The sequence below is a fragment of the Enterococcus sp. DIV1090 genome (assembly GCF_050537975.1).
GTDB classification, from domain to species: Bacteria; Bacillota; Bacilli; order Lactobacillales; family Enterococcaceae; genus Enterococcus; species Enterococcus faecalis.
Genome location: NZ_CP172917.1, coordinates 76,276 through 99,514, shown reverse-complemented (window position 1 = coordinate 99,514; position 23,239 = coordinate 76,276). Strand labels below are relative to the sequence as shown.

17 protein-coding genes are annotated in these 23,239 nt (G+C 37.7%); 2 read left to right on the top strand and 15 right to left on the bottom strand.

The features are described 5' to 3' along the window. Positions 1-3 precede the first annotated feature (3 nt). From IGL48_RS00415 to fss1, 6 genes are all read right to left on the bottom strand, one after another. The gene (locus IGL48_RS00415) at positions 4-765 is read right to left on the bottom strand and encodes a formate/nitrite transporter family protein (protein WP_002389593.1); all 762 of its coding nucleotides are present in this window, start codon (positions 763-765) and stop codon (positions 4-6) included. A gap of 176 nt (positions 766-941) precedes the next feature. Then, positions 942-4,127 carry a glycosyl hydrolase family 28-related protein gene (locus IGL48_RS00410; protein ID WP_048949633.1) on the bottom strand — a complete coding sequence of 1,062 codons (3,186 nt, stop codon included), beginning with the start codon at positions 4,125-4,127 and terminating at the stop codon, positions 942-944. Then, positions 4,124-4,363, bottom strand: a complete 240-nt coding sequence (locus IGL48_RS00405; RefSeq protein WP_002356115.1) for a hypothetical protein — start codon at positions 4,361-4,363, stop codon at positions 4,124-4,126. The genes IGL48_RS00410 and IGL48_RS00405 overlap by 4 nt, the downstream gene beginning before the upstream one ends. A gap of 344 nt (positions 4,364-4,707) precedes the next feature. Further along, positions 4,708-6,213, bottom strand: a complete 1,506-nt coding sequence (locus tag IGL48_RS00400; RefSeq protein WP_010824337.1) for a helix-turn-helix domain-containing protein — start codon at positions 6,211-6,213, stop codon at positions 4,708-4,710. Between the two features lie 81 nt (positions 6,214-6,294). Continuing rightward, a complete protein-coding gene (locus IGL48_RS00395) occupies positions 6,295-7,209 on the bottom strand; it encodes a diacylglycerol/lipid kinase family protein (protein ID WP_002407569.1) in 915 nt (304 codons plus the stop codon). Between the two features lie 292 nt (positions 7,210-7,501). Next, a complete protein-coding gene (fss1, locus tag IGL48_RS00390; RefSeq protein ID WP_010824336.1) occupies positions 7,502-13,600 on the bottom strand; it encodes a fibrinogen-binding MSCRAMM adhesin Fss1 in 6,099 nt (2,032 codons plus the stop codon). Between the two features lie 710 nt (positions 13,601-14,310). Here fss1 and IGL48_RS00385 point away from each other — a divergent pair. Both IGL48_RS00385 and IGL48_RS00380 read left to right on the top strand, forming a co-directional pair. Then, positions 14,311-15,798: a helix-turn-helix domain-containing protein gene (locus IGL48_RS00385; protein ID WP_010777331.1), complete on the top strand. Its 1,488-nt coding sequence runs from the start codon at positions 14,311-14,313 to the stop codon at positions 15,796-15,798. Beyond that, entirely contained in the window at positions 15,792-17,276 is a 1,485-nt protein-coding gene (locus tag IGL48_RS00380) for a helix-turn-helix domain-containing protein (protein ID WP_010824335.1), read from the top strand. Before IGL48_RS00385 ends, IGL48_RS00380 begins: the two co-directional genes overlap by 7 nt. 155 nt (positions 17,277-17,431) lie before the next feature. On the opposite strand, the gene IGL48_RS00375 is transcribed toward IGL48_RS00380, so the two are convergent. The 9 genes from IGL48_RS00375 to IGL48_RS00335 form a co-directional block, all read right to left on the bottom strand. Next, positions 17,432-17,611 carry a hypothetical protein gene (locus IGL48_RS00375; RefSeq protein ID WP_002381345.1) on the bottom strand — a complete coding sequence of 60 codons (180 nt, stop codon included), beginning with the start codon at positions 17,609-17,611 and terminating at the stop codon, positions 17,432-17,434. Between the two features lie 20 nt (positions 17,612-17,631). Further along, positions 17,632-18,867, bottom strand: a complete 1,236-nt coding sequence (locus IGL48_RS00370; RefSeq protein ID WP_002356101.1) for an MFS transporter — start codon at positions 18,865-18,867, stop codon at positions 17,632-17,634. A 296-nt stretch (positions 18,868-19,163) separates the two neighbouring features. Next, a complete protein-coding gene (locus tag IGL48_RS00365; protein WP_002356100.1) occupies positions 19,164-19,430 on the bottom strand; it encodes a hypothetical protein in 267 nt (88 codons plus the stop codon). Between the two features lie 9 nt (positions 19,431-19,439). Continuing rightward, positions 19,440-19,745: a hypothetical protein gene (locus IGL48_RS00360; protein ID WP_002356099.1), complete on the bottom strand. Its 306-nt coding sequence runs from the start codon at positions 19,743-19,745 to the stop codon at positions 19,440-19,442. Then, entirely contained in the window at positions 19,742-21,133 is a 1,392-nt protein-coding gene (locus tag IGL48_RS00355) for a DUF2974 domain-containing protein (RefSeq protein ID WP_010824334.1), read from the bottom strand. Before IGL48_RS00355 ends, IGL48_RS00360 begins: the two co-directional genes overlap by 4 nt. After that, a complete protein-coding gene (locus IGL48_RS00350) occupies positions 21,133-21,648 on the bottom strand; it encodes a hypothetical protein (protein WP_010824333.1) in 516 nt (171 codons plus the stop codon). Before IGL48_RS00350 ends, IGL48_RS00355 begins: the two co-directional genes overlap by 1 nt. Before the next feature lie 39 nt (positions 21,649-21,687). Beyond that, a complete protein-coding gene (locus IGL48_RS00345) occupies positions 21,688-22,203 on the bottom strand; it encodes a hypothetical protein (protein WP_025190658.1) in 516 nt (171 codons plus the stop codon). Positions 22,204-22,367: 164 nt separating this feature from the next. Continuing rightward, entirely contained in the window at positions 22,368-22,610 is a 243-nt protein-coding gene (locus IGL48_RS00340; RefSeq protein ID WP_002356092.1) for a GlsB/YeaQ/YmgE family stress response membrane protein, read from the bottom strand. Between the two features lie 23 nt (positions 22,611-22,633). Next, positions 22,634-23,194, bottom strand: coding sequence for an Asp23/Gls24 family envelope stress response protein (locus IGL48_RS00335; RefSeq protein WP_002356090.1), 561 nt, complete (start codon positions 23,192-23,194; stop codon positions 22,634-22,636). Between the last annotated feature and the right edge of the window lie 45 nt (positions 23,195-23,239).

The following is a 23,239-nucleotide window of genomic DNA, read 5'->3' as shown; positions in this document are numbered from 1 at the left end:
GATTTAATGTTTGCGATAGCTTAAATAGTAAAAGCCAGAAACAAAAATAGCGCCACCAATGATATTACCTAAATAAACAAAAATAAAATTACGGAAAAAGTCTCCCCACTGAACGCCGCCTTCAAAAATTGCGGCTGGAATGATGAATGCATTCGCCACACTATGCTGAAAGCCAATTGCAACAAAAATCATTACTGGAAACCAGATGCCTAATAGTTTCCCCGCTGCATCTTTCGCACCATAACAAAGCCATAAGGCCAGACCTACAAACCAGTTACAGCCAATACCTGAAATAATTGCTTGAAGCCAAGTTGCTGCAACTTTATGTTCTGCAAGAGAAAGAACCTGATTTAAATAGGCGCCGCTACTGGTTAAACCTAAATAATGACCAAAAAAATAGGCAACAAATAGGGCGCCAACCATATTTGCCAATGTAATTGTGACCCAGTTCACGAGCAATTCTCTGAAAGAGACCTTTTTAGCAAACCAAGCCGTACTCACCGCCATCATATTTCCTGTGATTAACTCACCACCAGCCATTAAAATAACAATTAGACCAATTGGGAAAACCGCAGCTCCCACTAAAGCTTGAACACTGGCTAAATCTGCTGGAATAGAGGCGGAAACACGCACATAAGCCAAATAGCCGAGGGAAATCATGGCACCGCCGATAAATCCTAAAATGAGTTTTGCTACCAAAGGCTTTTGAATTTTTTTCTGACCATTTTCAATACTGATACTTAAAATTTCATCTGGTGTATACAAACATTTCACTTCCTTTGTTTTTTGTCCTCCTTTACTTTACCCTTATATCACAGAATTTCAAGTACTTTTGTGTATTTTTTCACTAAAAACTGTAGTTCTTTTAATTTTATATGAAAACATCCTGAAACAAGTCCTATTTCTTGTTTCAGGATGCTTACTTATCCGTTTTTAAAGAGTTATCTTTTCACTTTAAAACAATAGGTTGCTATGGCTAACGATAAAAAGCTCAGGCCTAGGAAGCTCCCAACTGCTGAAGATTGTTCCCCTGTTTTGGGGAATTTTTTCTTGGCAATTTTGGTCGTATTATCCGCTTTTTTGACTGTTCCTGACGATTCTTGATTCGTCTGTATCTGTTTAGTTGCTTGGTTTTCTGCTACTGATTCCTTTGTTTGACTAGCCTTGGCAGAGGGCTTTGAATTACTTTGAGCGTCATTAGGATCTTGATTAGACCCTACCGCGTAAATGACAGAATTCTGGCCTTTACTTTGACTGTTTTCGTTTAAAGTGCTTGGGGTGCTACTCTCACTTGTACTGTTGGTTGCGCTGGTCGTACTTGAAGCACTACTTTCGCTGGTACTACTGGTTTTACTGGTTGTACTTGGTGTGTTGCTTTCATTTGTATTGCTTGTTTCACTTGTCGTACTTGAGGTACTACTTTCGCTGGTACTACTGCTCTCACTTGTCGTACTTGAGGTGCTGCTTTCGCTGGTATTACTGGTTTCGCTAGTTGTACTTGGCATGCTGCTTTCGCTGGTATTACTGGTTTCACTTGTCGTGCTTGAGGTGCTGCTTTCGCTGGTACTACTGCTTTCACTTGTCGTGCTTGAGGTACTACTTTCGCTGGTATTACTGGTTTCGCTAGTTGTACTTGGTGTGTTGCTTTCATTTGTATTGCTTGTTTCACTTGTCGTGCTTGAGGTGCTACTTTCGCTGGTATTACTGGTTTCGCTAGTTGTACTTGGCGTGCTGCTTTCACTCGTACTACTGCTCTCACTTGGCGTGCTTGGCGTGCTGCTTTCGCTGGTATTACTGGTTTCACTGGTTGTGCTTGAGGTGCTGCTTTCGCTGGTATTACTGGTTTCACTGGTTGTGCTTGAGGTGCTGCTTTCGCTTGTGTTACTAGTTGTCTCTGTTGATTTTTCAACTAACAGAAGTAACGCCGTTTTTATGGTTTGTGTTAATTGATTAATACGCTTTTGTGCATCTGCAGGCGTTTTAAAGCCACCAAGTGTTGGCTCTAATAATTCTTCATCTGACCAAGCAAGCAGTTGTTGTAACTGCTTAGAGCTTCCTTCGCCAGTTGTTGTATCTATTAAGGCTTCTTGCATGGCTTGCCAAGAGTCTGTGGTATATACAGATTCGTCTAATTTATGGACGATTGCCAGTTCAGTTTCTGCTTCTGCACGCTCTAGCGTGATATCGGCTTTTTTGACTAATACTTTCATTGCAGATTGCAAATTACTTGTTAACTGATCCACTTGTTCTTGAGTTTTGTCCCCACTCACCTGACCTTCTGCTAACAATTGTGTCGCCTGCTGATAATAGGAAGGAACAATCGTTTTAGGCCCAATGGCAGTGAATAGCTGCCAAGAGTAAACCGTATATTGGTTTGCTTCACCAATCGAAGCATAAACGGTTTGTAGTTGGGACAAATCAAGCTTTTTTGCCGGAGCCTCTACCGTCACCGGTACGTTCACTGTTACCAATGAATCTGTTTCATAAGTTAATTGAACAGTCACTTTTTGTTGGCCGATTTCATTTAAAACCTCTGGATTGACGATTTTAGCAGTTGGGACTGCTTCATCCGCATCATTTGTATTAGCAACCAGTTGCTGCGGATCGATTGATTGTCCTTGCACAATCGTTGTGGCCACAGGAGTTGCTAAAGTATTTCTAACCGGAATTGGCGTATTTTTATATTGCTCATAAAGTGTTGGTGAAATTAACGATTCCCATGTTGCCGGCATTAAGCGATAGTCCGCCTCTGTCCAATTTTCTACCAATAATTGGCCGTTTTTAAGGCCATCATCTCGAGTATTGTCTTTCACAAAACTCGTTTCTGGTCGGAAACCACCGCCACTAGCGATTAACAATTCCCGACGTCGGTTTTGCGGAATATTGTGGTAGTTAACAAACTGATTGTTGATAAATACGCCATTGAACACATTGTTATTTCCTGTATGTCGATTGTATTCCATTCCAATTGCATATTGATTGTCCCAATACTTCCAATCAAAAATGTTATTAGCCACTAGCCAGTTGGATAATTCTGAAATAGCTCCCTCTGCTTGCGTTTCTGCCAAACCAATCTCTGGTGTTCCATACATAATGAGACCTGTATTTCGCAAATAATTATTCATAATCGTAATATTACGGCCTGATTTAAATTTAAATCCGCCAGCTGGACCATTTTGTAGTCCACGTAAATGATTCCCCACCACCGTGATGTTTTGAGCGCCACGGAAATAAATTGCATGATCTCCCACCAGACCATTCAAGTCTTCATTATCATAAGGTGAATAGAAAAAATTATGTTGAACAGTTACATCCTTCAGCATATTAAAAGAATTAACCCCGGTGGATAGATAGTTTTGTTCATTAGGTACTGAAATAGCACCAGCTTCAATGGCTGTTTGCAAACGTGTAATAGTTGCTGCTAAGTCTGAACGACTGGTGCTTTTAATCGCATCTAATTCCGTCACTTTTAACCCAAATAGATTGTCCACGATGTCTACATCTGACATATACTGGAAGCGACTTGGTGTTGAATAACCACCAATGTAAATCGCTCGGTTAAAATCAATCTTGGGTTGCATGTGTGCTGTGTCTCGCATGAAAATATTGCCTGAAATCTTAACGCCAATGTCTGCATTTAAATTGACCACAAATCCTTTTAATGGATTATAGAAGATATTGTTTGCTAGCGTTAATTGATTCGTCAATTTCAAGGTCACATTGATGCCATCAAAAGCAATATTTTGAAGTCGTACATTGGTTTTCGTTCCGTACGTAGTGTCTTTCAGTTGAATCGGTGTACCTGTAGCATTATGTAAAATAGTGGCTCCTGTTGTATCGCCAATTAATTGATAATTTGAAGAAATCGTAATATCTTTTGACAAAGCATAACTTCCCTGTGGTAAAAATAATGCGTTTCCTTCCTTTGCTGTCTGACTCAGCAACGTCTGTAACTTATCTGATTGATCTTCTGCACTATTAGGCACCATCGCTTGCGTACCAAAAATCGTTGTATCTGTTGCATTAACTGGTTCAACCGCTTCGGTCACCATTGGTAGACCAACCACTGTTAATAAACCAAACAGAAGAATAAGTATTGTTTTCTTCATGTGTTTTCCTCTTTTCATTCCGTTACTTCCAACGGCTTATTTTGTAAAAGTTGATACAGCGTAATAACACGACTGTCTTCGTATGCATAAATTTTTTTGAATTTTGGATTCATATGTAAGATACTTGTTACCTTTAACAAGTTTTGATTTGTGACTTCTAATTCTAAGGCCTCAACCAATTCCTTTAATCGAACACCGGCACTATTTTCTTCACAACTTAAGATTTCTTCAATTTGTTCCATCCGTTTTTTCATTCTATCCCGCCTTCCTTCCCTTGCTCTTTCTATTATATAGAAAAATCCTTGTGAGAACCCTCAATATTTTTTAACTGACTGTTAAAAAAAGTAGTAGTTCCTTTACTATCAATAGCTAATCATCTATTATTTACGATAAAAAAAGCAAAAAAAGTACCTTTTTGACATAATTTCCAGAAGAATTGACGCAGTATTTATTAAAAAACAACGAGAAAACGTCAATAAGTAGGTGTTGATTACCTACTTATTGACGTTTTCTTCTTGTCTTTTTTTACTTTTTAGAAAAATTTTTTTACAATTTATCGGACATATGCATCAAAAAAGCCCATTTTTTTGATTTTTTATTAAAGTGACGTGGTTCTTTTCTCGTTAATTTTTACTATTTTTTGGTTCAAACGATTATATTGCTCAAACGTTAACTCACTTGAAAGTAAAAAGATCTCTGGATGACCCGTTTCCACATCTGTCAAAGAAGTCACTAATAGTAAATCAATATTTTGCCATTCTTCTTTGCTTGCTTCACTGTATCGTAAAACTTCCAATGCATAGAACCGACGAAAATTATTTTCAATCGAAAGTTTCACCCGTTCTTCTTCCAGTACTGGCAAGCCTGATTTTAAACCTAAAACAATTTTTTGTTCGCGATGAATTAAATCATCGGAAAGCGCCAAAACACTAGAATAACGCAGAGCCAAAAATTCTTTATTTGTAAATAATTCATTGCCTGTTTGTTCGTAAAGTTGATTTAAGCCTTGGCTTAATTCTTCTAAAAGAACCGGATATTTTTCTTTAACTTTATTCCAAAAGACATTGTACATTTTCACATTTTGGACATAGTAAAGTTCGGCAAATAAATGTGTAGCAAACAAATAATAAAAAATTTGCGGACGAATTTTCTCCAATTGCGGCGTCATGTGTATTTCTTCTAATAAGAAATGTTGGACTAAATGAGTCAACATGTAAACAGGCGCTTCAGACTCATCAAAATGCGCTAAAATTGCTTGTGCAGTGGCTTCGTCTTGATAAAATTGGTCATTGGCTAACAAGAAAAAGTACACAAAAGTTAAATCGTTTTTGTTAAGGAAAAGGGTTGTAACTGTCATCTCTTCTATAAAGGCTTGGTAATGTTTATTACCTTCTAAATAAGTTTCTTGCTCGGCTGAAGGTCGATATTCGGCGCCTTGCGCACTACGGACTTTTGAGATAGCGACCATATATTTAACTCGGCGTGTCACCGTTTCCGCAACTTCTACGTTGAAAAAAGCCATCATTTTTTGGACGGTTTGTGCGACTTCCGTTTCTTGTATATAGTCAAAAGGCCAAGTATCACGGATTAAGTCCATAAAAATAGTGTAAGCAAAATGGCGCAAATACGCTTCATTGCCTTCAATTTTCCAGGTGCTTTTATTAATCACTAACCCCAATGGCGCTAAAATTTCTGTAAACCCTTTAAGCAAGCGCCGAATCGTGGCATCACTGGTATGATATTTTGCTGTCGCTGGCACAATCCCATTAAATCGACCCCAGAATAAATCTTCCATTACTTGATAAGTTAAACTATCCCGAAAAATTGCTGTATAAAGTTTCTGAAAGGCTTGGCTAGACGCCAAGTTCAAGCGATAACCATGCCCCTTTTCAAAAGCCAAAGAAGCATCATTATCCACAGCATAATACGTAATGTCATCTTTTAGAAGTTCTACGTATTTTTTGACTGATTTTTTGTTTAATTGTAATTCTTCTGCTAACTCATTGATGTCAATCCAGCCTTCATTAATTGGCAAGTTTCTTAAAATAATAATTTTAGAAACGACATCTGTATCGAATATATCAACATATTCATCCCATTTCACTGTTCACTCAACTGCCTCTCTTCTGTTCTATTGTACACAAAATGAGAAATCTATTCCACGAAAAAATAACAGTTGTTTCTTTTATTCTTTCGTAGATGTGGACGTTTCAGGAACAAACACGTTGAGTCCCCCAGCTTCCACCGTTACTTTAATCGGTAAATCATCGGTAGGGTCGCCATCTGTTCGTGTTTGGACTTTCTTGTCTTTTTCGCCACTAATTTTAAATTGACTCCCAGAGAAATACACGACACCAGGAATTTCATTTAATTGTCCTCTGATAATTTTAGGTAAATAATAGACAAACTTGTAAAAAACTAACTTAGGCAAAATGATAATGTGCACTTCGCCGTCATCTGGCGTAGCATTGGCATCGAAATTGGTAAAGCCGCCAGCAGAATTCGTCATGGTCATCGTTAATAATTGGGCTTTGCCATGCCAACGTCTTTCATCGCCATCAATTTTTAGTTTGTATTTTTTCTTTTTCATTAATAAGCGGAAAAATTGCTTTGTAAAGGCTAAAGGACCATATTTTTGTTTCTCCTGTTGGGTCACATTTGCTGCTGTGTCCGCTAATAGTCCAATTGTTAAGGTCGAAATCATCACATCTTGATTTACCATCCCAAAGTCAACTGGCGTGGTCTGTCCTGCCAAAATAGTCTCAAAGGCGTCTTCTTCTTTCAAAGGAATACTTAACACACGTGCAAAATTATTGACTGTTCCACCTGGAATAATCCCTATTTGATAGTCACGAATGGTGTCTTTAAAATTTTGAACGGCATGATGAATGGTCCCGTCACCACCAATAACGACCAAGACACCCACTTGATTTTCTTTGGCATTTTTCCGCATTTCTTCAGGATCAATGTCTGGATTGGAAGGTTGCAAAATAACCGCTTCCCCTTTCGCTTCTGCAGCTTTTTTAAAGCGTTCTGCAATCTCTTTACTTTCACTACTTCCTGAAGTTTCGTTGTATAAAACCATCATCTTTTTCATCATTCTATCCTCATATCTCTAACTAAATTTCTTGCACATGTAAAGTGTACAATATTTTAGCCAAAATACCTAAAGATAGCATCGAAAAACAAAGGCTGAGGCATAAGCGGTTATCTCCAAGAACCCAGTAAGTTCTGTTCAAAGGCTAAACTGAGATGAAGGCTTACCTGAGATGAAGGCTTACCTGGGAATGTCAATAAGAAGGAGCTACTTTTGTTCAGTTGATTAGCTTAAGATGAAAAAAAATAGGCCATCCGTCCTTTCGACGGATGGCCTGTTTTTTTATAGCTTTTGCTTATTTCTTGCTCTTTTTATAGAAGAGCCAACTTGCCAAACCGACCAACAGGAGGCCGATAAAGACAAAGAAGTAATTGACTTGTGTGTTGGTTTTCGGTAAACCAAGCCAACCTGTCTCTCTAGCTGCTTGTTTCGTTGTTGGCTGATTTGGTTTTGTTTTTTTGGATACAGGTTGTTTCTTGTTAACAAACGTGCCCGCATCCACGAGTTCAGGTTTGTCTTTCGCTGTTGCCGCAATAGTGAATGTGACAGCTTGCTTAGACAGTTGGTAACCATCCGGTGCTTTTGTTTCCACAAAGGTATATTTTCCTGGTTGTAAGTGTTTCACTTGAACTAACCCTTGGTTGTCAGAACGTAATGAACGAGCGACAGTTTGCCCTGTCTCTGCATCTGTCACTTTAAATTCAGCACCTGCTAAGACATTCTTTTGCTGATCAATTTTCACCAGCTTGGCAGCACCTTGGTAATTAATAAAAGGTGCTTTAAGTACCACAGTGGCTGGTTTGCCCTGGTTGTCTTTGGCAATCGTAAAGCTTGCGCTTGGCGTTTCATTAAGAAGATAGCCTGTTGGCGCTTGTGTCTCCACAAAACGATACGTTCCCGGTGCTAAATTTTTCGCAATGACTTTGCCTTGCTTGTCAGACATCAGATTGGTTTGTCCAGCTACGGTTTGCCCTGCTTCATCAATGACCTTAAACACCGCACCTGCCAATGCTTCACCTGTTTCGTTTTCTTTGGTTAATTGAGCAGTTCCTTGATAATTGATAAGATCGCCTAAAGCAATTGGCTGCTCTTTTCCTAATTGGGCGGTTACATCAAATGGATGTGGCGTTGTGTCTAACAGATAGCCTGTTGGTGCTTTCGTTTCCACTAAAACGTAATGCCCTTCATTCAGCCCTTTAGCGTAAATTTCGCCAGTCTTATCCGTTGTTATTTCAGAAACCTTTTCTCCTGCACGATTCAAGAATGTTATCGGTGAACCTTGGGGCTGATTCTGCTCATCGGCATTGTAAATTGCAAAAACTGCACCCGCTAAGGCTTGACCTTGCTCGTTGACTTTACGTCCCGTTACTTCCGCTTGATAATTTACAAACTCTAACTCATCTAGTGGTTGTTTATCATTTGAATTCTTCTTCACTACAAAATAAATGGGTTGTTTATTGACGATATAGCCATCCGTTGCATCCAGTTCATCTAATTCATAACTACCAGCGCCTAAATCCTCCATAGCCAATGAACCATCTTTTTCAGCAGTTACTTCTCTTTCAAAGATTTTTTCCCCGTTTTCGATTCGATACAATTTAAAAATCGTTCCTGGAAGTGGGTTCGCATTGGCATCGATTTTCTTAAAGACAGCACGTCCTTTGAAATTGGCGAAGGCCCCTAATTGGAAGATCTCCGGATCACCTTTGAAATCACCACGAACTTCTACTTTTACTAATTCAGGATAAATAATATAATCTGCGCCATCTGGTAATTTTGGTGCTTTGATTTCTTTATAATAATAGGTACCTGGCGCCAAGTCTCTAAAGATAATTTTGCCATCTTTGCCACTCGTTGCTGTAATCCCTAATGATTGTTTATTGTGATCATATAATTCAAAAACAGCACCTGCTAATGGTTGGTCTGCGCTATTCGTTTTCACGATTTGGAAAGCCCCTTTGTAATTCACAAAGTTGTCACTAGCAACAACGACCGCTGGTTTACCAGCATTTTTCTCAGCAATTTCAAATGGGACTGGCGTGGTATTTAACAAATAGCCTGTTGGCGCTTTGGTTTCTACAAAGCGATATTTACCTGGGGCTAAGTGCTCTGCAATAATTTCCCCTTGATTATTTGTCGTCAAGCCTGTTTGAATCGTTTGTCCCTTCGCATCAAGCACTTTAAATGTCGCACCACTTAATAAGTGTCCATTCACATCTTTTTTGATTAATTTAGCTGCGCCTTGATAGTTAACAAAGTTAGCCGTTGCTATAACTGTTGCTGGTTTGCCCCGATCGCTTGCTGCAATCGTGAAAGCACTTGGTTCAGTGTTTAAAAGGTACCCTGCTGGCGCTTTAGTTTCCACAAATTGATATTTGCCTGGGGCTAAATCCGTCACTGTGACTTTTCCGTTTGCATCCGAAACTAAGTGTTCTCGAACTGCTTGTCCTGTGGTGTCAAGGACTGAAAATTCAGCACCTGCTAATGGATTGCCTGCTTGGTCTTTTTTAATTAGTTCAGCAGAACCTTGGTAATTAAGCATTTTAACATGAACATCACGAATTTGTCCGCTCGTGTTTTGTGTCACAATAAACCGTTTGGATGTCGTGTCTAAAAGATAGCCTGTCGGTGCTTCGATTTCTGTGAACTGATAAAGACCTGGTTTTAAACTATCCACCTCTAACTGGCCATTTGCGTTGGTTCGATCCGGCGCAAGGGGAACTTCTTCCCAATGAGTAAACGGCGTGGTTACGGCATGCTCTAATTTAAAGCGTGCATTGACTAACTTTTTGCCCTTCTCATCTGTTTTTTCTAAAATTACTTTACTGACATCGTTTTTAATAATGGTTGGTTGTGCTCCTTCGGCTGAAGTTTCTTCATCAATAGTAATGACTTGACCTTTAGCTAATTCATCCGAAACTGTATAACCTTCTGGTGCTTTCGTCTCCACCAAAATGTATTGCCCTTGTGGCAACCCACCAAATGTGATAACCCCGGTGGCATCTACTGTACCTTCACGTAGGACTTGTGTTTTGGCTTGGTCCCAAATTTGGAAATGGGCGCCTGCTAAAATAGTCGTCCCATCCATGGCTGTTTTCTTCAGCTGAATTTTGCCTTTAGTCCCTGTGGCATGCCCGCCACTGTGATCAATGTCAACGACCACATCGCCATTGTCATCCCCATGAACGACTTCTGAACCATTTCCAGTAATTGACACTTGGTTGGATACCGTGTCTGTACTCCCCGCCGCTGAAGAAGTCACTAAACTACGATATTCCATATAATAAGGTGCTTCAATATGGGCCATTTTAACGACAATTTTTTGTTGTCCTGTTTCATTATCGGTGGTAACTTCCAATGTGTAATCTTTTCCTTCTTCTAAAATAACAGATTTATCTGGGGTAATAGTTCCGTCTTCTGTTACGTTGGTACCGTAAATCACCAATGACTTGGGATCTAATACTTGGTTTGGTGAGGGTGTATCAGTAATAACCACATCGTCTAAAACCGATTGGGCGCCATTGATCATTACATGCCAGTACACATGATCTGGATCATCTTTGTGGTATTCGCCACCTTTTTTCACTGATTCGCCACCATGTTGAATAGAAACTTTTCCTGTCACATCACGTGAAGAACCTTGGTTTGTATAAGATGCGGTATTGTCATAGCTAGCCGAACCTTCGATAACTTTTTCATCAACAGACGTCTTAAATTCAATCACATACGTACGACTATCATTAGGAAAATCAACACGCCAAGTATTTTGGTTTTTCTCGCTTGGTTCTTCCATTGTGATATCCGTCAACGGTTGCGTTGGTTTCACTTTTTCAACCGAACCATCTGGTTTTGTATTGCCTTCATAGACTTTCAAGCTCCCAGCCAAATAGGTTTGATTGGCTAAAATTGGATCCGTCAAAAAGGCGTCGACTAAACGATTATTACTTAAATTAACCGCAATCGTCCAAGTGATTTCTTTGGTGACGGCATTGTAAACACCGCTTTTTTGCGCATTTAAATCAAAAGCAGGTAAAGGTTTAAACGGTTTACTATCTTCTGAATGATGATTGTTTCCCGCTTCATCCGTCCAATCAATGGCAGCAGTATTTCGGTAATGGTCCAACGCTGGATTGTTAGCGTCTAACTCGGTAACATCGAAAAAGGTAGTATAAGTTATGTGGAAGGCATCACTTGTTTTGGCATATGCCCCCATGAAACTTAACTTAAAGCCTGTTTCACCATCTGCATTACGAGTTATTTCTACCATGAAATCCTTACCTAACGTCAACTGAGCACCAGTGGTTGTATCTTTGACAACCAACGAATTGGGTACCATGGTTAAGCCAGGAACTGGTTCGTACGTATCCGTAATCACGGCATTTTCCATCAAATAATTATTTTGATTCACAGCTAACGTCCAACCAATCGTTGAATTTTGATAATCAACTGCACCAGTGTTTTTAATAATATTTTGTTGACTGGCTGTGCCATCACCTTCTGAATGCTGACCAGTGCCGACATCCACACGATTATTCACGGCAACATCGCCTTCGACAATTCCATCAACTTTGGTTTTATAATCAATCTTGACTGCGCCAGTCACATCATGTAAAAAGTCAATTGCAAAGGAACCGTCTCCGTTGATTACCACTTTGTAATCTTTTCCTTCCACAAGTTCTGCTCCAACGACTTCATTTCCTTTGTCATCAAACGTCACTGAATATAAATGTAAAGAATCTGGTTCAAACGTTAAATTATCGCCCATTGTGTCTGTAATGACTGCTTGGTCTTTTGGAATGGTTTGTTCACCATAGTTGTAGTTAATTTCCCAAGTGAATTCTTGATTGGCTTCGTCGTAATCTATATTGCGCTTGTCTAACATTTTGCCATATGTGGCGGTAACAGTTGCTTCAGCATCTAACCCATTTGGATTATTATCACTTGTTAACGTCGCGTGATTTTTAAAAGGCACATCGCCGCCGCCATCTGGAATAACCGCCTCGTCAATCGTCGTTTGGTACTCAAGACGATACGCTTTGTTGGTGTCACCTTTAATCGTCACATTGCCATTTTTATCAACGGTATATTCATCTGGACTAAGTTCGCGACCCACTTCTTTAATTGTTCCATCAAGATTCATCACTAACTCATAGACTTTCACGGACTTAAAGGTATTCCCTGTTGGCCATGTTTCCGTCACAGTTGGATTTGTTTGATCTTTCATCGCTTGATTGATATCTACCGTCCAAGTAATCGCACTAGGATTGGGCGTTCGATCAAAATGGCCTTGTTTATCAATTTGTTGTTCGGTATCTGGGACAATTGGAATCACTACAGGCGGCAAATCTTCTTGTGTAGGAATATCAATCACCCAATCTCCTGGGCCCCGCCCATCTGAATCATTCAAATGAGTATCTAAAGAAAAGTCCCCGTGAATGTCACTTTCAGACGTGATTCGCTCATTAAAGGTAAAACGAACCGTACCATCTTCACTAATTGTGTAGGTTCCATAGACATTGCCTTCTGCATCAACTAAATCACCTGAACCTGGTTTATTAGGTTTCAAATTGCCAGGTAATTGAAACTCGAAGTAATCGCCTGCTTTCATTTGTTCTCGCACATCTTCTGGAATCGACCAGTTAAAGTTCCAATGAATGGTCACATCTTCTTTATACGGCGGTGTTGCTGGTGTGCCATCAGGATTTAAATAAATCGGATCTTCAAAATTATCGATAATCGTTGTTTCATCACCTGTAAAATAGTCACTGATATCTGTTGGTCCTGCTACGCGCGGTTTGACAGTCGTCGATTCAGTTGTTTTACTTTCTATCGCTTTTGTCGTGCTGGCGACAGTTTCTTCGGACGAACGAGGAACAGAGGAGTTTATAGATGCTTCTTCTGTTGAACCTTCATTCGCTGATGCGGCTGGCGAACTCGTGATTGCCGTTGATTCTGTCGGATCAGTACCAGTATTTAACGTCAACGCTCGTTGCTGTTGTCCATAAGAAAACGTCACGTCTTCTGTAGTTGTTGGGTTCAACGTTAAGACTAACGTATCTGCTAACGCTTGCTGATTCAATTCAATTTGAATCTGTTTCTTCTGGTCATCCACTTGAATCTTGCGCGTATTATTGGGCGCTGCCCAATGTGCAGCTTTGATTGACACATTGGCACTATAATGCACTACAACCTCTTGTGTTACTGGTTGTGCTTTTCCTTGAAGCGCTAAGGTCATTTCTTGCTGGCTGGTTTGCTTCACTTCTCCTAACGTTAACTGGCCATCGCTGTTAACCTCTTCCGCCAAAGCCATGAGTGGTGTGCCATAATTTAGAACAAGTAACAAACACATCAACCTGTAGAGCCAACGGTTTACCATTGGACCATTCTTTCTCATTTCTTTCATCCTTCCTCTACTAACGACACATAGAAGAGAACGTTCACTTCGTACCAATTTTTTATTTTAAACCAAATAAGTGAGTGCTCTTCTGTTGTCTTTCTTCCTTGCTAAAACAGACAACCAACACACCTTTTCTTTTTATCTCCTCAAAACGCACTCTTACTTCGAATGCGGATTCATTTTCTGCTTTTTCCTATAGACTCTTCTATAAGAATAAGAAGAGTATAACGGGATTTTTCATCGAAAATTATCAACAACTTCTCCTCCAAATAGAAAAAGTTGATGAAATCCCAGAAACCCTTTTCATCTTTATGAAGACACGTCCTTATCCTTTCTTATTTTTACTATTCCTCCTTCCACTATACCGTTTTTTTAAATTTTTTTCATAAGAACTAACCAGACAAAAAAGCCTATTTGTATGAGCTATTTAAGCTAAAAAATCAATAGACTCAAATTATCATTTTTGTTATTTAAATGTTTTATATAAACTGGTTGTTTTTCTTAATAATTTTTTGCTCTATCATTTTTTGTCCATGTTTTCTTCCATTTGACACATTCAGTTCTTCTTGATTTTTAAGAATAGATACAGTAGCATAAGAACAACTAGTTCTTTCACTGGCAATCGTCAAATGTCATTTAGAAATGAATGCCCTATCTGTATTATCTGAAAAATCAAACAATCATAACCAATTAGAAAGGTGGTTATTATGCATAACTTATTAACCAAACAGGAAATTCAGTTGCTTTCCCTAATTGAATACTTGTATGACAGTAAAGAAAAAGTCCCCATGCAAGTACTCCGACGAAAATATGAATTTTCCCATTACAATATCAACAATTTATTGAACCAATTAACTTTGTTAATTTCTCGAGTCAATACACATGAAAATGTACATATTCGCATCATTAATAATCAACAGTCCATAGAATTAGTTGCCGATGAAAATATCCCGATTGAGTTAATGAAAGAAGCCGTAGTTCGCGGGTCATTAACTTATATGTTAGCCTTAGATTTACTTTTAAAACGCTATACTTCAGCCAAAGATTTTTGTGAAGAGCATTTCATTAACTTTTCTATTTTCAAACAAGTCAGTGACCGTTTAAACAATTATCTAGCTAGATTTAATTGTTATTTAAACTTAAAAAGACGAGAAAAAATTTGTGGTGCTGAAAAAGATTTTCGCAGTTTCTTTTATTCCTTATTCTTCATTTCAGGAACTTCTCTAGTACCATTTTTATCTAAGACTAATCAAGCGCAATTGCAGAATTTTATTGAAATCATCAAAAACCGTTATCCTTACTTTACATATACCGATTTACGCAAATTAAAATTAATTATGTCCATAGGTTTACTCCGTTACCAATCTGATTTTACAATCAGCGATTATCCTGAAATTGCTACGATCAATTTAGCCTTTCCTTATTCAGAATTTCAATTATTAGTGAATGATTGTTTTATTAATGAACAAAAAGAACCCGACACATGGCGGGCTGAAATTCGTTTCTACTATGATTTTTTCAGTACATTAACGATGTATTCACTTGAACAAATAGAAACGGTCAACTTTGCCAACTTAGCGATTATGGGCATGGATGAAAGTCCCCATGTCACCTGGATTTTTGAAAAATGTACGCAATTACAGTTGGATTTAAGCGCAATAGAAGTGGTCTTTTTGTTGGTTAATTTATCCAATGCCAGTGAACGACTAATTCATTTTCCTGTGGAAGAGGAATTAAGCTATGAGGTTGCTAACGTCTCTTTGTATGAAAAGCAATACCCAAATGTTTCGCGAACAACCAACTATTTCTTAAAGCGTTTGCCTTTTGACAAAGAGCACCCACTAGATGCATTATTTAAAGAAACCATTTTTTTAATTATTCGGAGTGTTTTATTAAACAAACAAATTCCTGTTAAAATTTTACTTCATTCATCTATTAATCAGATACAAGAAAATTGGTTAGCGAAGGAAATCAATAATTATTGCGATGTTCCTTTGAAATTTGTTAATCATATTCAAGAAGTGCCTGACTTAGTCATTACTGACAAAAATAATCCGCTTTTTCACGCCAGCAAAACCTTTTATTGGCATCCCGTTCCTTATTTAGACGAATACTATAACCTAAAACAAGTAGTTCGCAAAATTTATTTTGCTAAATTGCGTGGGGAAAACAGTTTGGAGGGAATCGGATGTTAACAGGGTTACTTGATGTACCTTATCGTAAAAGTTTTGCTCTTTTAGAAGAGTTACTCGAACGTCGTGAAGCAGAAGAACAAACATTGGCGATTTCTACTTTAGCCACCCAATTAAAAATGCAACAAACTACCATTCTACAGTCCGTGGCTTTGCTCCAAACAGAAATTGAAAAAAACGGCTGGGAGAACTTATTTTCTTTATCAGCAAACGCCAAAGAAATCACATTTTGGTTTGCACCCTATTTCCAACTATCGTTCTTGATGCCCTACTTTGTCAAAAAAAGTTTCGCGTATCAAGTACTGACCTATGCCTTTAACCATAATGCAATTGATAGCAAACATTTTGAAAAAGTCCTAGAAATTTCTTCATCAACCTTTACGCGAAAAATTGGACAATTAAACCAATGGCTCCAAAAATATCAGATTGAAATCAATTTAAAACGTACCAATGTGTTGGTGGGCAAAGAAAAAGATATCCGGATTTTCTTTATGATGCTTTTTTGGAACAATTACTCTGAAGGGGATTGGCCGTTGCACACGATTACTAAAAAAGAAGTCCATAGTCTCTTTCGACGTTTAAAACACTCTGTTTCTTTCAATACAACACAAGATTTTACAAAAGACTTAATTTTTTCTGCGGTGATTTTAGCGCGTTGGAAAGAGGGCTTTTTTATCAAAGAAACTTTCGTGGAGGAAGAAGCGATTGTTAATCCCTTTGTTAATCTGAGTGAATTTGAATTGTTTTTTAAAGAAGAAGCCTTACACCAAGTTCCAACAAAATTTATACAAAAAGAAGGCCTTTTTGCCTTTTTCTTATTGACGATTAGTGTCAGCTACGCCACACAAGATGTCTTGGAAATTCCTGCAGCACGGATGCATATGGTCCAGCTATTAGGCTCACCCATTAAAGAGATCATTTATCAACTAACGTCTTTTTATCAAATTAAATTGACATTTCACGAGTATCTTTATCTATATACTTCTATCCAAAATTTAAGTGTCTTTTTTAAGACCTTTGTCACGATTGCCAATCCATTTGTGCAAGAAAGCTTTTTAAAAGAAGCACTTCAAAAAAATCCAAGTCTTTACAAAGATGTGAAGCGCCTTACAATTGAAATGCTTCCGACATTGATTGGCAATGAAAAATTGTTAGTTGACTGCTTGTTTATTCTTTTTTGTACATTGAAAACGAAATCTTTACCACCGATTCGTGTCTTAGTAAGGACCAATCAAAGTAATTTAATTTTAGATACCCTTTATGAAAAGCTAAGTAAAGCCGTGGATAAAAAATTAATTTTTGTCGCTTCACCAGAAAAGCCTTTCGATGTAATTATTACAGATATCTTTTCAGAAGTTAGTGTCAAATCAACGGTTCCCACTTATTATGTTGATTTTTCTGCTAGCATTGGTGAACTAGCGCAAAGCTTAGAAAATTTAAATACACAAATTGTCACCAAACAAAGTCCATGCCACTTTTAAAAGTTTTCACGTGAAACATTTTAAGTGATAAAAATTACAAAAAACGCCAAAAGGTAGCAGTTTTTCTGCTACCTTTTGGCGTTTTTTACGAAAATTTTCAATGTTCCACTCTAGTGATACCGAAACGTAAAACATTCATTTACTAACTACTCACTTTACATGACGTTGTTATTTTCTGTCACCAATTCTAGCTCTTGCAAGTAATGATCCAAAGTCGCGTGATGTTGATCGACATCGGCTAACTCTGTTTCAATTTTAGCTAAACGCGTGTTCATGCGTTGAATTTCCGTTAGTGTTTGTTGTAAAACGTTTAAAATCCGTTCATCGTTAGGCATTGAAATCACTCCTTGTCCATTTATAGTTCTGAACCGTGTTCAATCTCTTCAATCGTTTCAAGAGACAAATCTTTGGCATCATTTTTAGCTTTGTGGAAGACCATATATAAAATGGTACAAACGATTGGGATACAGCCTGCTAAGAAGTACATTTGTTGGAATGACATAAAGTTACGTAATTCACCTAAAACGTACGGACCAACCCCTAATCCAAGGTCTAAACCGATGAAATAAGTCGATAAAGCAATCCCGATACGGTGAGGACTTGGGCTTTCTTGAAGACAAACCGCTTGGCCATTTGACATGAAAGTACCATAACCTAAGCCAATTAACCCGCCTGAAACTAATAACATCCAACCAGACGTAGTCATACTTAATAAGAATAAGCCTAGTGTTAAGAAAATGTAGCTCGGATACATGACGTAGCGTTCACCTTTGACATCGAAAATCCGACCTGTCGATGGACGTGTTAAGGTAATCACGACCGCATAGACGATAAAGAAGAAGGTGCTGACGTCAACTAAATCGATTACTTTGACATAAGAAGATAAGAAAGATAAGACACTTGAATAAGCAAGACCCATTAAAAAGGCGATAAATGTAATAAATAAAACTTTCTTTTCAACAAAACTATCAAAATTCCATTTAGATAAAGCTTCACGATGTTCAGGTGTTAACTCAATATTTTTCACTGGGAAAATGAAGCAAGCAATGGTTGTTAACAAAATTAAAATAATTGAAAAGTTAATAATGACATGGAAGTTGGAAACATTTAACAATAACATCCCAATAAATGGCCCAATGCCGGCTGCTAAACTAGTACTCAACCCATAATAATTGATCCCTTCCCCTTTTTTGTTTTTAGGGATATAGGCGGTAACAATTGCGTTGGTCGCTGTCGAAACGGTTCCGTAACCAAACCCATTTAAAAAACGGACCAGATAAAGAATACCCATGCTTGGCATATACATATACGCAACAGTCGTTAAAAGATAAAACAAAGCCCCATAACGTAAGACTTGTTTGCGCCCAATCAGTTCAAGGAGTTTACCCATGAAAAGTCGTGCAAGCAATGTCCCGATGATGTAAATTCCTGAGGCCAAACCCGCTTGACCTAAAGTAGCGTGTAAGCTATCTTGCGCAATCACCGCAATAATAACCATTAATAAATAATAAACAAGATAGACAATGAAATTAATCACTGTAATACTGATAAAGCCTTTATTCAAAAGCTTTGTTGGTGTTTGTTCTGTCATAATTCTTTGAATTCCTCTCTCTTTTGTTCTGTTTATTTTGTGTTGCTATTTTTCAATAAAAGACCGATATCCCCTCACTTTGATGACTTATCAAAAAATTTTCTGAAATTCATTTGCAGTTATTACTATACGAGATATCCGTTACAAAAAAATGTAAATTTGTGAATGATAAACGTTATCTACAAATAACTTCAACAAATGTTGTTGATTTTTGTTGAAGAAAGAGTCCTCAACTATTCTCAAAATATCGAATGGTTGAGGACTCTTTCTTTTAATTAAAAATAAGTTCACATCTATTACAAACTGTCTATAGTTTGACTCTGTATGTCTAAGACATCGGTTACTTTTTTACCAAATTGTCCTTGGACCGACTTTTCTAAGCCAGTATTTGCATTTTCTATTGAGCGTTTGGCTTGTCCTAAAGCATTTTTTTCCCTTCGCTTGCTTTTCTGTACTTTTTTACTCTGTTGTTGTAACAGCGATAAACCGAGAGACTGCGCTGTTACTTTTTGCAGATTCTTTTGGTATTCTTTCCATAATTTCTCCAATAACTCCATGAACATCCTCCTTCGTTAACTTTCCCGCTGTGCATTTAATTTTCTATACTTTATTTCTAACTCTTCCCTCTGACGGTAAAGTTTTCTCTTAGCATGACTTACTTCTTCTGAAAAGTCATATTCTAATCGGCCAAGCGCTTGTCTCGCTTGTTGTAGTGGTTGCTGATTTTCGGCAATCATTCGAATAGCAGACTGAATGTTATAATAGGTTTCTTCAGCGAGTTGTTGGCTTTTTCTCTGATAAGAAGCTAAGAGCATTTCTTGCTCATCTAACTCCCGCAATTGTCTGCGGCATCTTTCTAGCTCATCGGCTGTCGTCATGTTAAGGCTCCTTTCAGTTGGTTCGCTAATTCTTGATCTCTCTGAACCAATTCATTTATTTTAGCGGTAATTTGTTGGGTTAATTGAACAAATGAAGTTCTAATACGATTGATTTTGCTGAATTTTTTCTGGAAATATTCCAGATCTTGGTCAACCATCGTTTGTTTCGTACATTGGACTTGATCCATCGCCTCTCTCATTTCTGCATACGAAAGTTCTGGTGTATGTCGTTGAATGAGTTGCAATCCGTTTTCCCAATCTTCTTGTAATTCTTGCATCACTTTTTTGTAAATATGTAGGCACTCTTCCATCGCTACATCAAATTGTGATGCGGCGACTTTAACAACCGCTAAGGCTTGACTATCTTCTAAATAAATCCGTTCATTACTAGATAATCCGCCACCGCTCGCCGTTAAAGAAACACGTAATTCATTCAACTGATTAAATTGTTTCAGTTGTTCTTGAAGCCATTTGTTTTCTTTTTTTAAACGGTTGATTTCTGCCAATGTCTCAGGATTCGTGCCGTCGTAAGTCTCCAGCCCACGGATTCTATTTTTATTTTCTAAAATCTGCTGCGCCAGAATGGTTTGCTCGATTGCAACCCCACCATGCCCATCTGAATAGACAGCAATATCGCCAAATTTATCAATATAATTACCGGCATCATCAATTTCAAACATATCCAAATCATGGCCGAACGTCTTTTTAACCCAGCCAACAATTACGCCACTATAATTATCAACTCCAAAACTATAAAAAGGAATTTTCCCTTGTCCACCTGTTACAAAACTGCTGGTGACCGCATCTGAAGTATCATAGAAATTAATAATTTGACCTTTGTAGTTTTTAATTTGTTCGTCTGTCAATCCTGAACCAGCCGCACCATACGTGATGGCATTGTAGCCTTTCAAAACCGCAACGTAAATTGCTTCGGCACCACCAAGAGAATGACCCGTCGTGTTAATTGTATAGCCAGCTTCAGGAGAATATTGGCGCTCAATCTGACTGGCATATGTTAAAGCAGATTGGAACGCTCCAGCTTGGTGTTTATCATTAAAACCAATTTCTCGAAAATTGGTTTTCCAATCTTGCCATGATTTGGTACCAGCGTAGACAATGGTGAGATTTTGGTTGATTACGGATTGGGGATAGCCTTTGATGTCTTTCAAATCATCTTCGTCCCAAGATTTATATTCATCTTTAATTTCCGCTACCGTCATAGCTTGCATGCTGTTGCTTCTTGGTTCATGTTCGTATCCGAAGGTATCTTTATCGGTGTCAATGGTGTCGATTACAATGTGATTTGTTCCTTTTATTTTCTCATTGATTTGAACATTTTCCTTCTCTACTTCGTATACTTTGTTCGAAATTTTCCGGTAATTATCCATTACTTTATCCCTCCTTCATCATACACAATTGAGTCCTCTGGCATTTTCTTCTTTGTGGGCTTATCTTTTTTTTCAATGTAATAGGGACCTTTGCCTGTACCGTTTGTTATGCTATAAATGAACTTTTCAGTTTCTGCTGATATCGTGTCTAAATCCACTTCTTCTTCATACACGTCGTTGATGGTAAAATAAACTTTTAATGTATTCATTGGTCCTACTATAAAACTAGTAAATTCTACTTTGTTGATATTAGAGTATTCTCTAATACTTTTCATTTTTTGTAGATACTCTTTTTCTGTTATTGAGCCATTTCCTCGATTATATTGTTTCTTTATATCTTTCGATTTTTCCTTATCCTTTGTATAGATCCGATAGTTATTATACAAATAGTTTGCTAAATCTGTTTGGATTTCGTGTAGTTTCGCTTTTTCTTGTTCGTCCATGTACCATTTTCCTCCAATTCCTATGATTAAAATAATGAGTAGTCCGATTAACCATTGCTTCCTATGTCTCACTTTTTCACCTCCTTGTTCTTTATGTACGATAGTTATCCATTACTTTATCCCTCCTTCATCATACACAATTAAGTTTTCTGGCATTCTTTCCTTTGTAGGTTTGTCTTTTTTCTCAATGTAATAAGGCCCTCTACCTGTACTATTTGTTATACTATAAATAAATTTTTCAGTTTCTGCTGATATCGTGTCTAAATCCACTTCTTCTTCATACACACCGTTGATGGTAAAATAAACTTTTAATGTATTCATTGGCCCTACTGAAAAACTGGTAAATTCTACTTTGTTAACGTCGTAGTATTTTGCAATCTCATCTAATTTATTTGAATACTCTCGATAACTCAATTCTCCATTTCCCTTATTATATTTCTTCTCTAATTGTGCTCTTTCTTGCTCATCAAATGTATAAATTCGGTAGTTATTATACAAATAGTTCGCTAAGTCTGTTTGAATTTCGTGTAGTTTAACTTTTTCTTGTTCGTCCATGTACCATTTCCCTCCAATTCCTATGATTAAAATAATGAGTAGTCCGATTAACCATTGCTTCCTATGTTTCACTGATTCACCTCCTTTTTGCCACGCAACGACTTTTTAATTAAATTTTAACAAAACCACCTATCAAAGGAAAGCTATATTTAATCCAATTTTAATAAACTGAATGATATTAAAGAATATAAAAAAAGAGTTTGGACAATCGCCCAAACTCTTCTGAAAAATCTTCTCTATTTTCGTCCTAAAATCCATGAAACAATGGCAACTAAAATCACTGCCCCGATAATCGATGGCACAATAGCCATCCCAGCTAAGCTTGGTCCCCATGTGCCTAAAATGGCTTGACCAATTGTTGAACCAACTAACCCTGCAATGATATTGGCAATAATGCCCATTGATGATCCTTTTTTAGTAATTGCTCCAGCGATTGCCCCAATGACCCCGCCGACAATTAATGCCCAAATAAAGCCCATGATTGTTTCCTCCCTTTAACTGTTTATTCTACACGTGGTTCCATATTTTCTTTGACTTGTTCTGTTCCTTTATTCACAGCTTTTTTTGCTTTTTCTGTTTGTTCAGAAGCAAATTCACCGGTACTTTTGGCAGCGCCTGTGACTTTATCTTGAACCGTTTCGCTATCTTCTTCGTATTCTTCTTTTGATTTGATATCAACTACGTTAACATTCACTTCAATCACATCTAAGTGGGTCATTTTTTTCACTTCACGGCTGATTAATTCTTTCATTTTTTCGTAAATGTCTTGAATATCTTTGCCGTATTCTACTACGATATCCATATCAACAGCGACTTGTTTTTTACCAACTTCGGTATCAATACCCGCTGTGACGTTATCTGTGTTTACTAATTTTTCAGCAATATTTGAGAAAAAGCCGCCATCGACTGTTAATAGACCATCGACATTTTCTAAGGCTAAACCGATAATTTTTTGAACGACTTTATCTTCAAATGTTAATTCACCTTTGATTGCATGATCTTCTGGTGTGTGTGGTCCGTTTCCTGCTGGTTTTGGTACATTATTGAATTTTTCGTTACTCATGGTTCATTCCTCCTAGTTTCTTCTATTATTGCTTTATTTTTAATA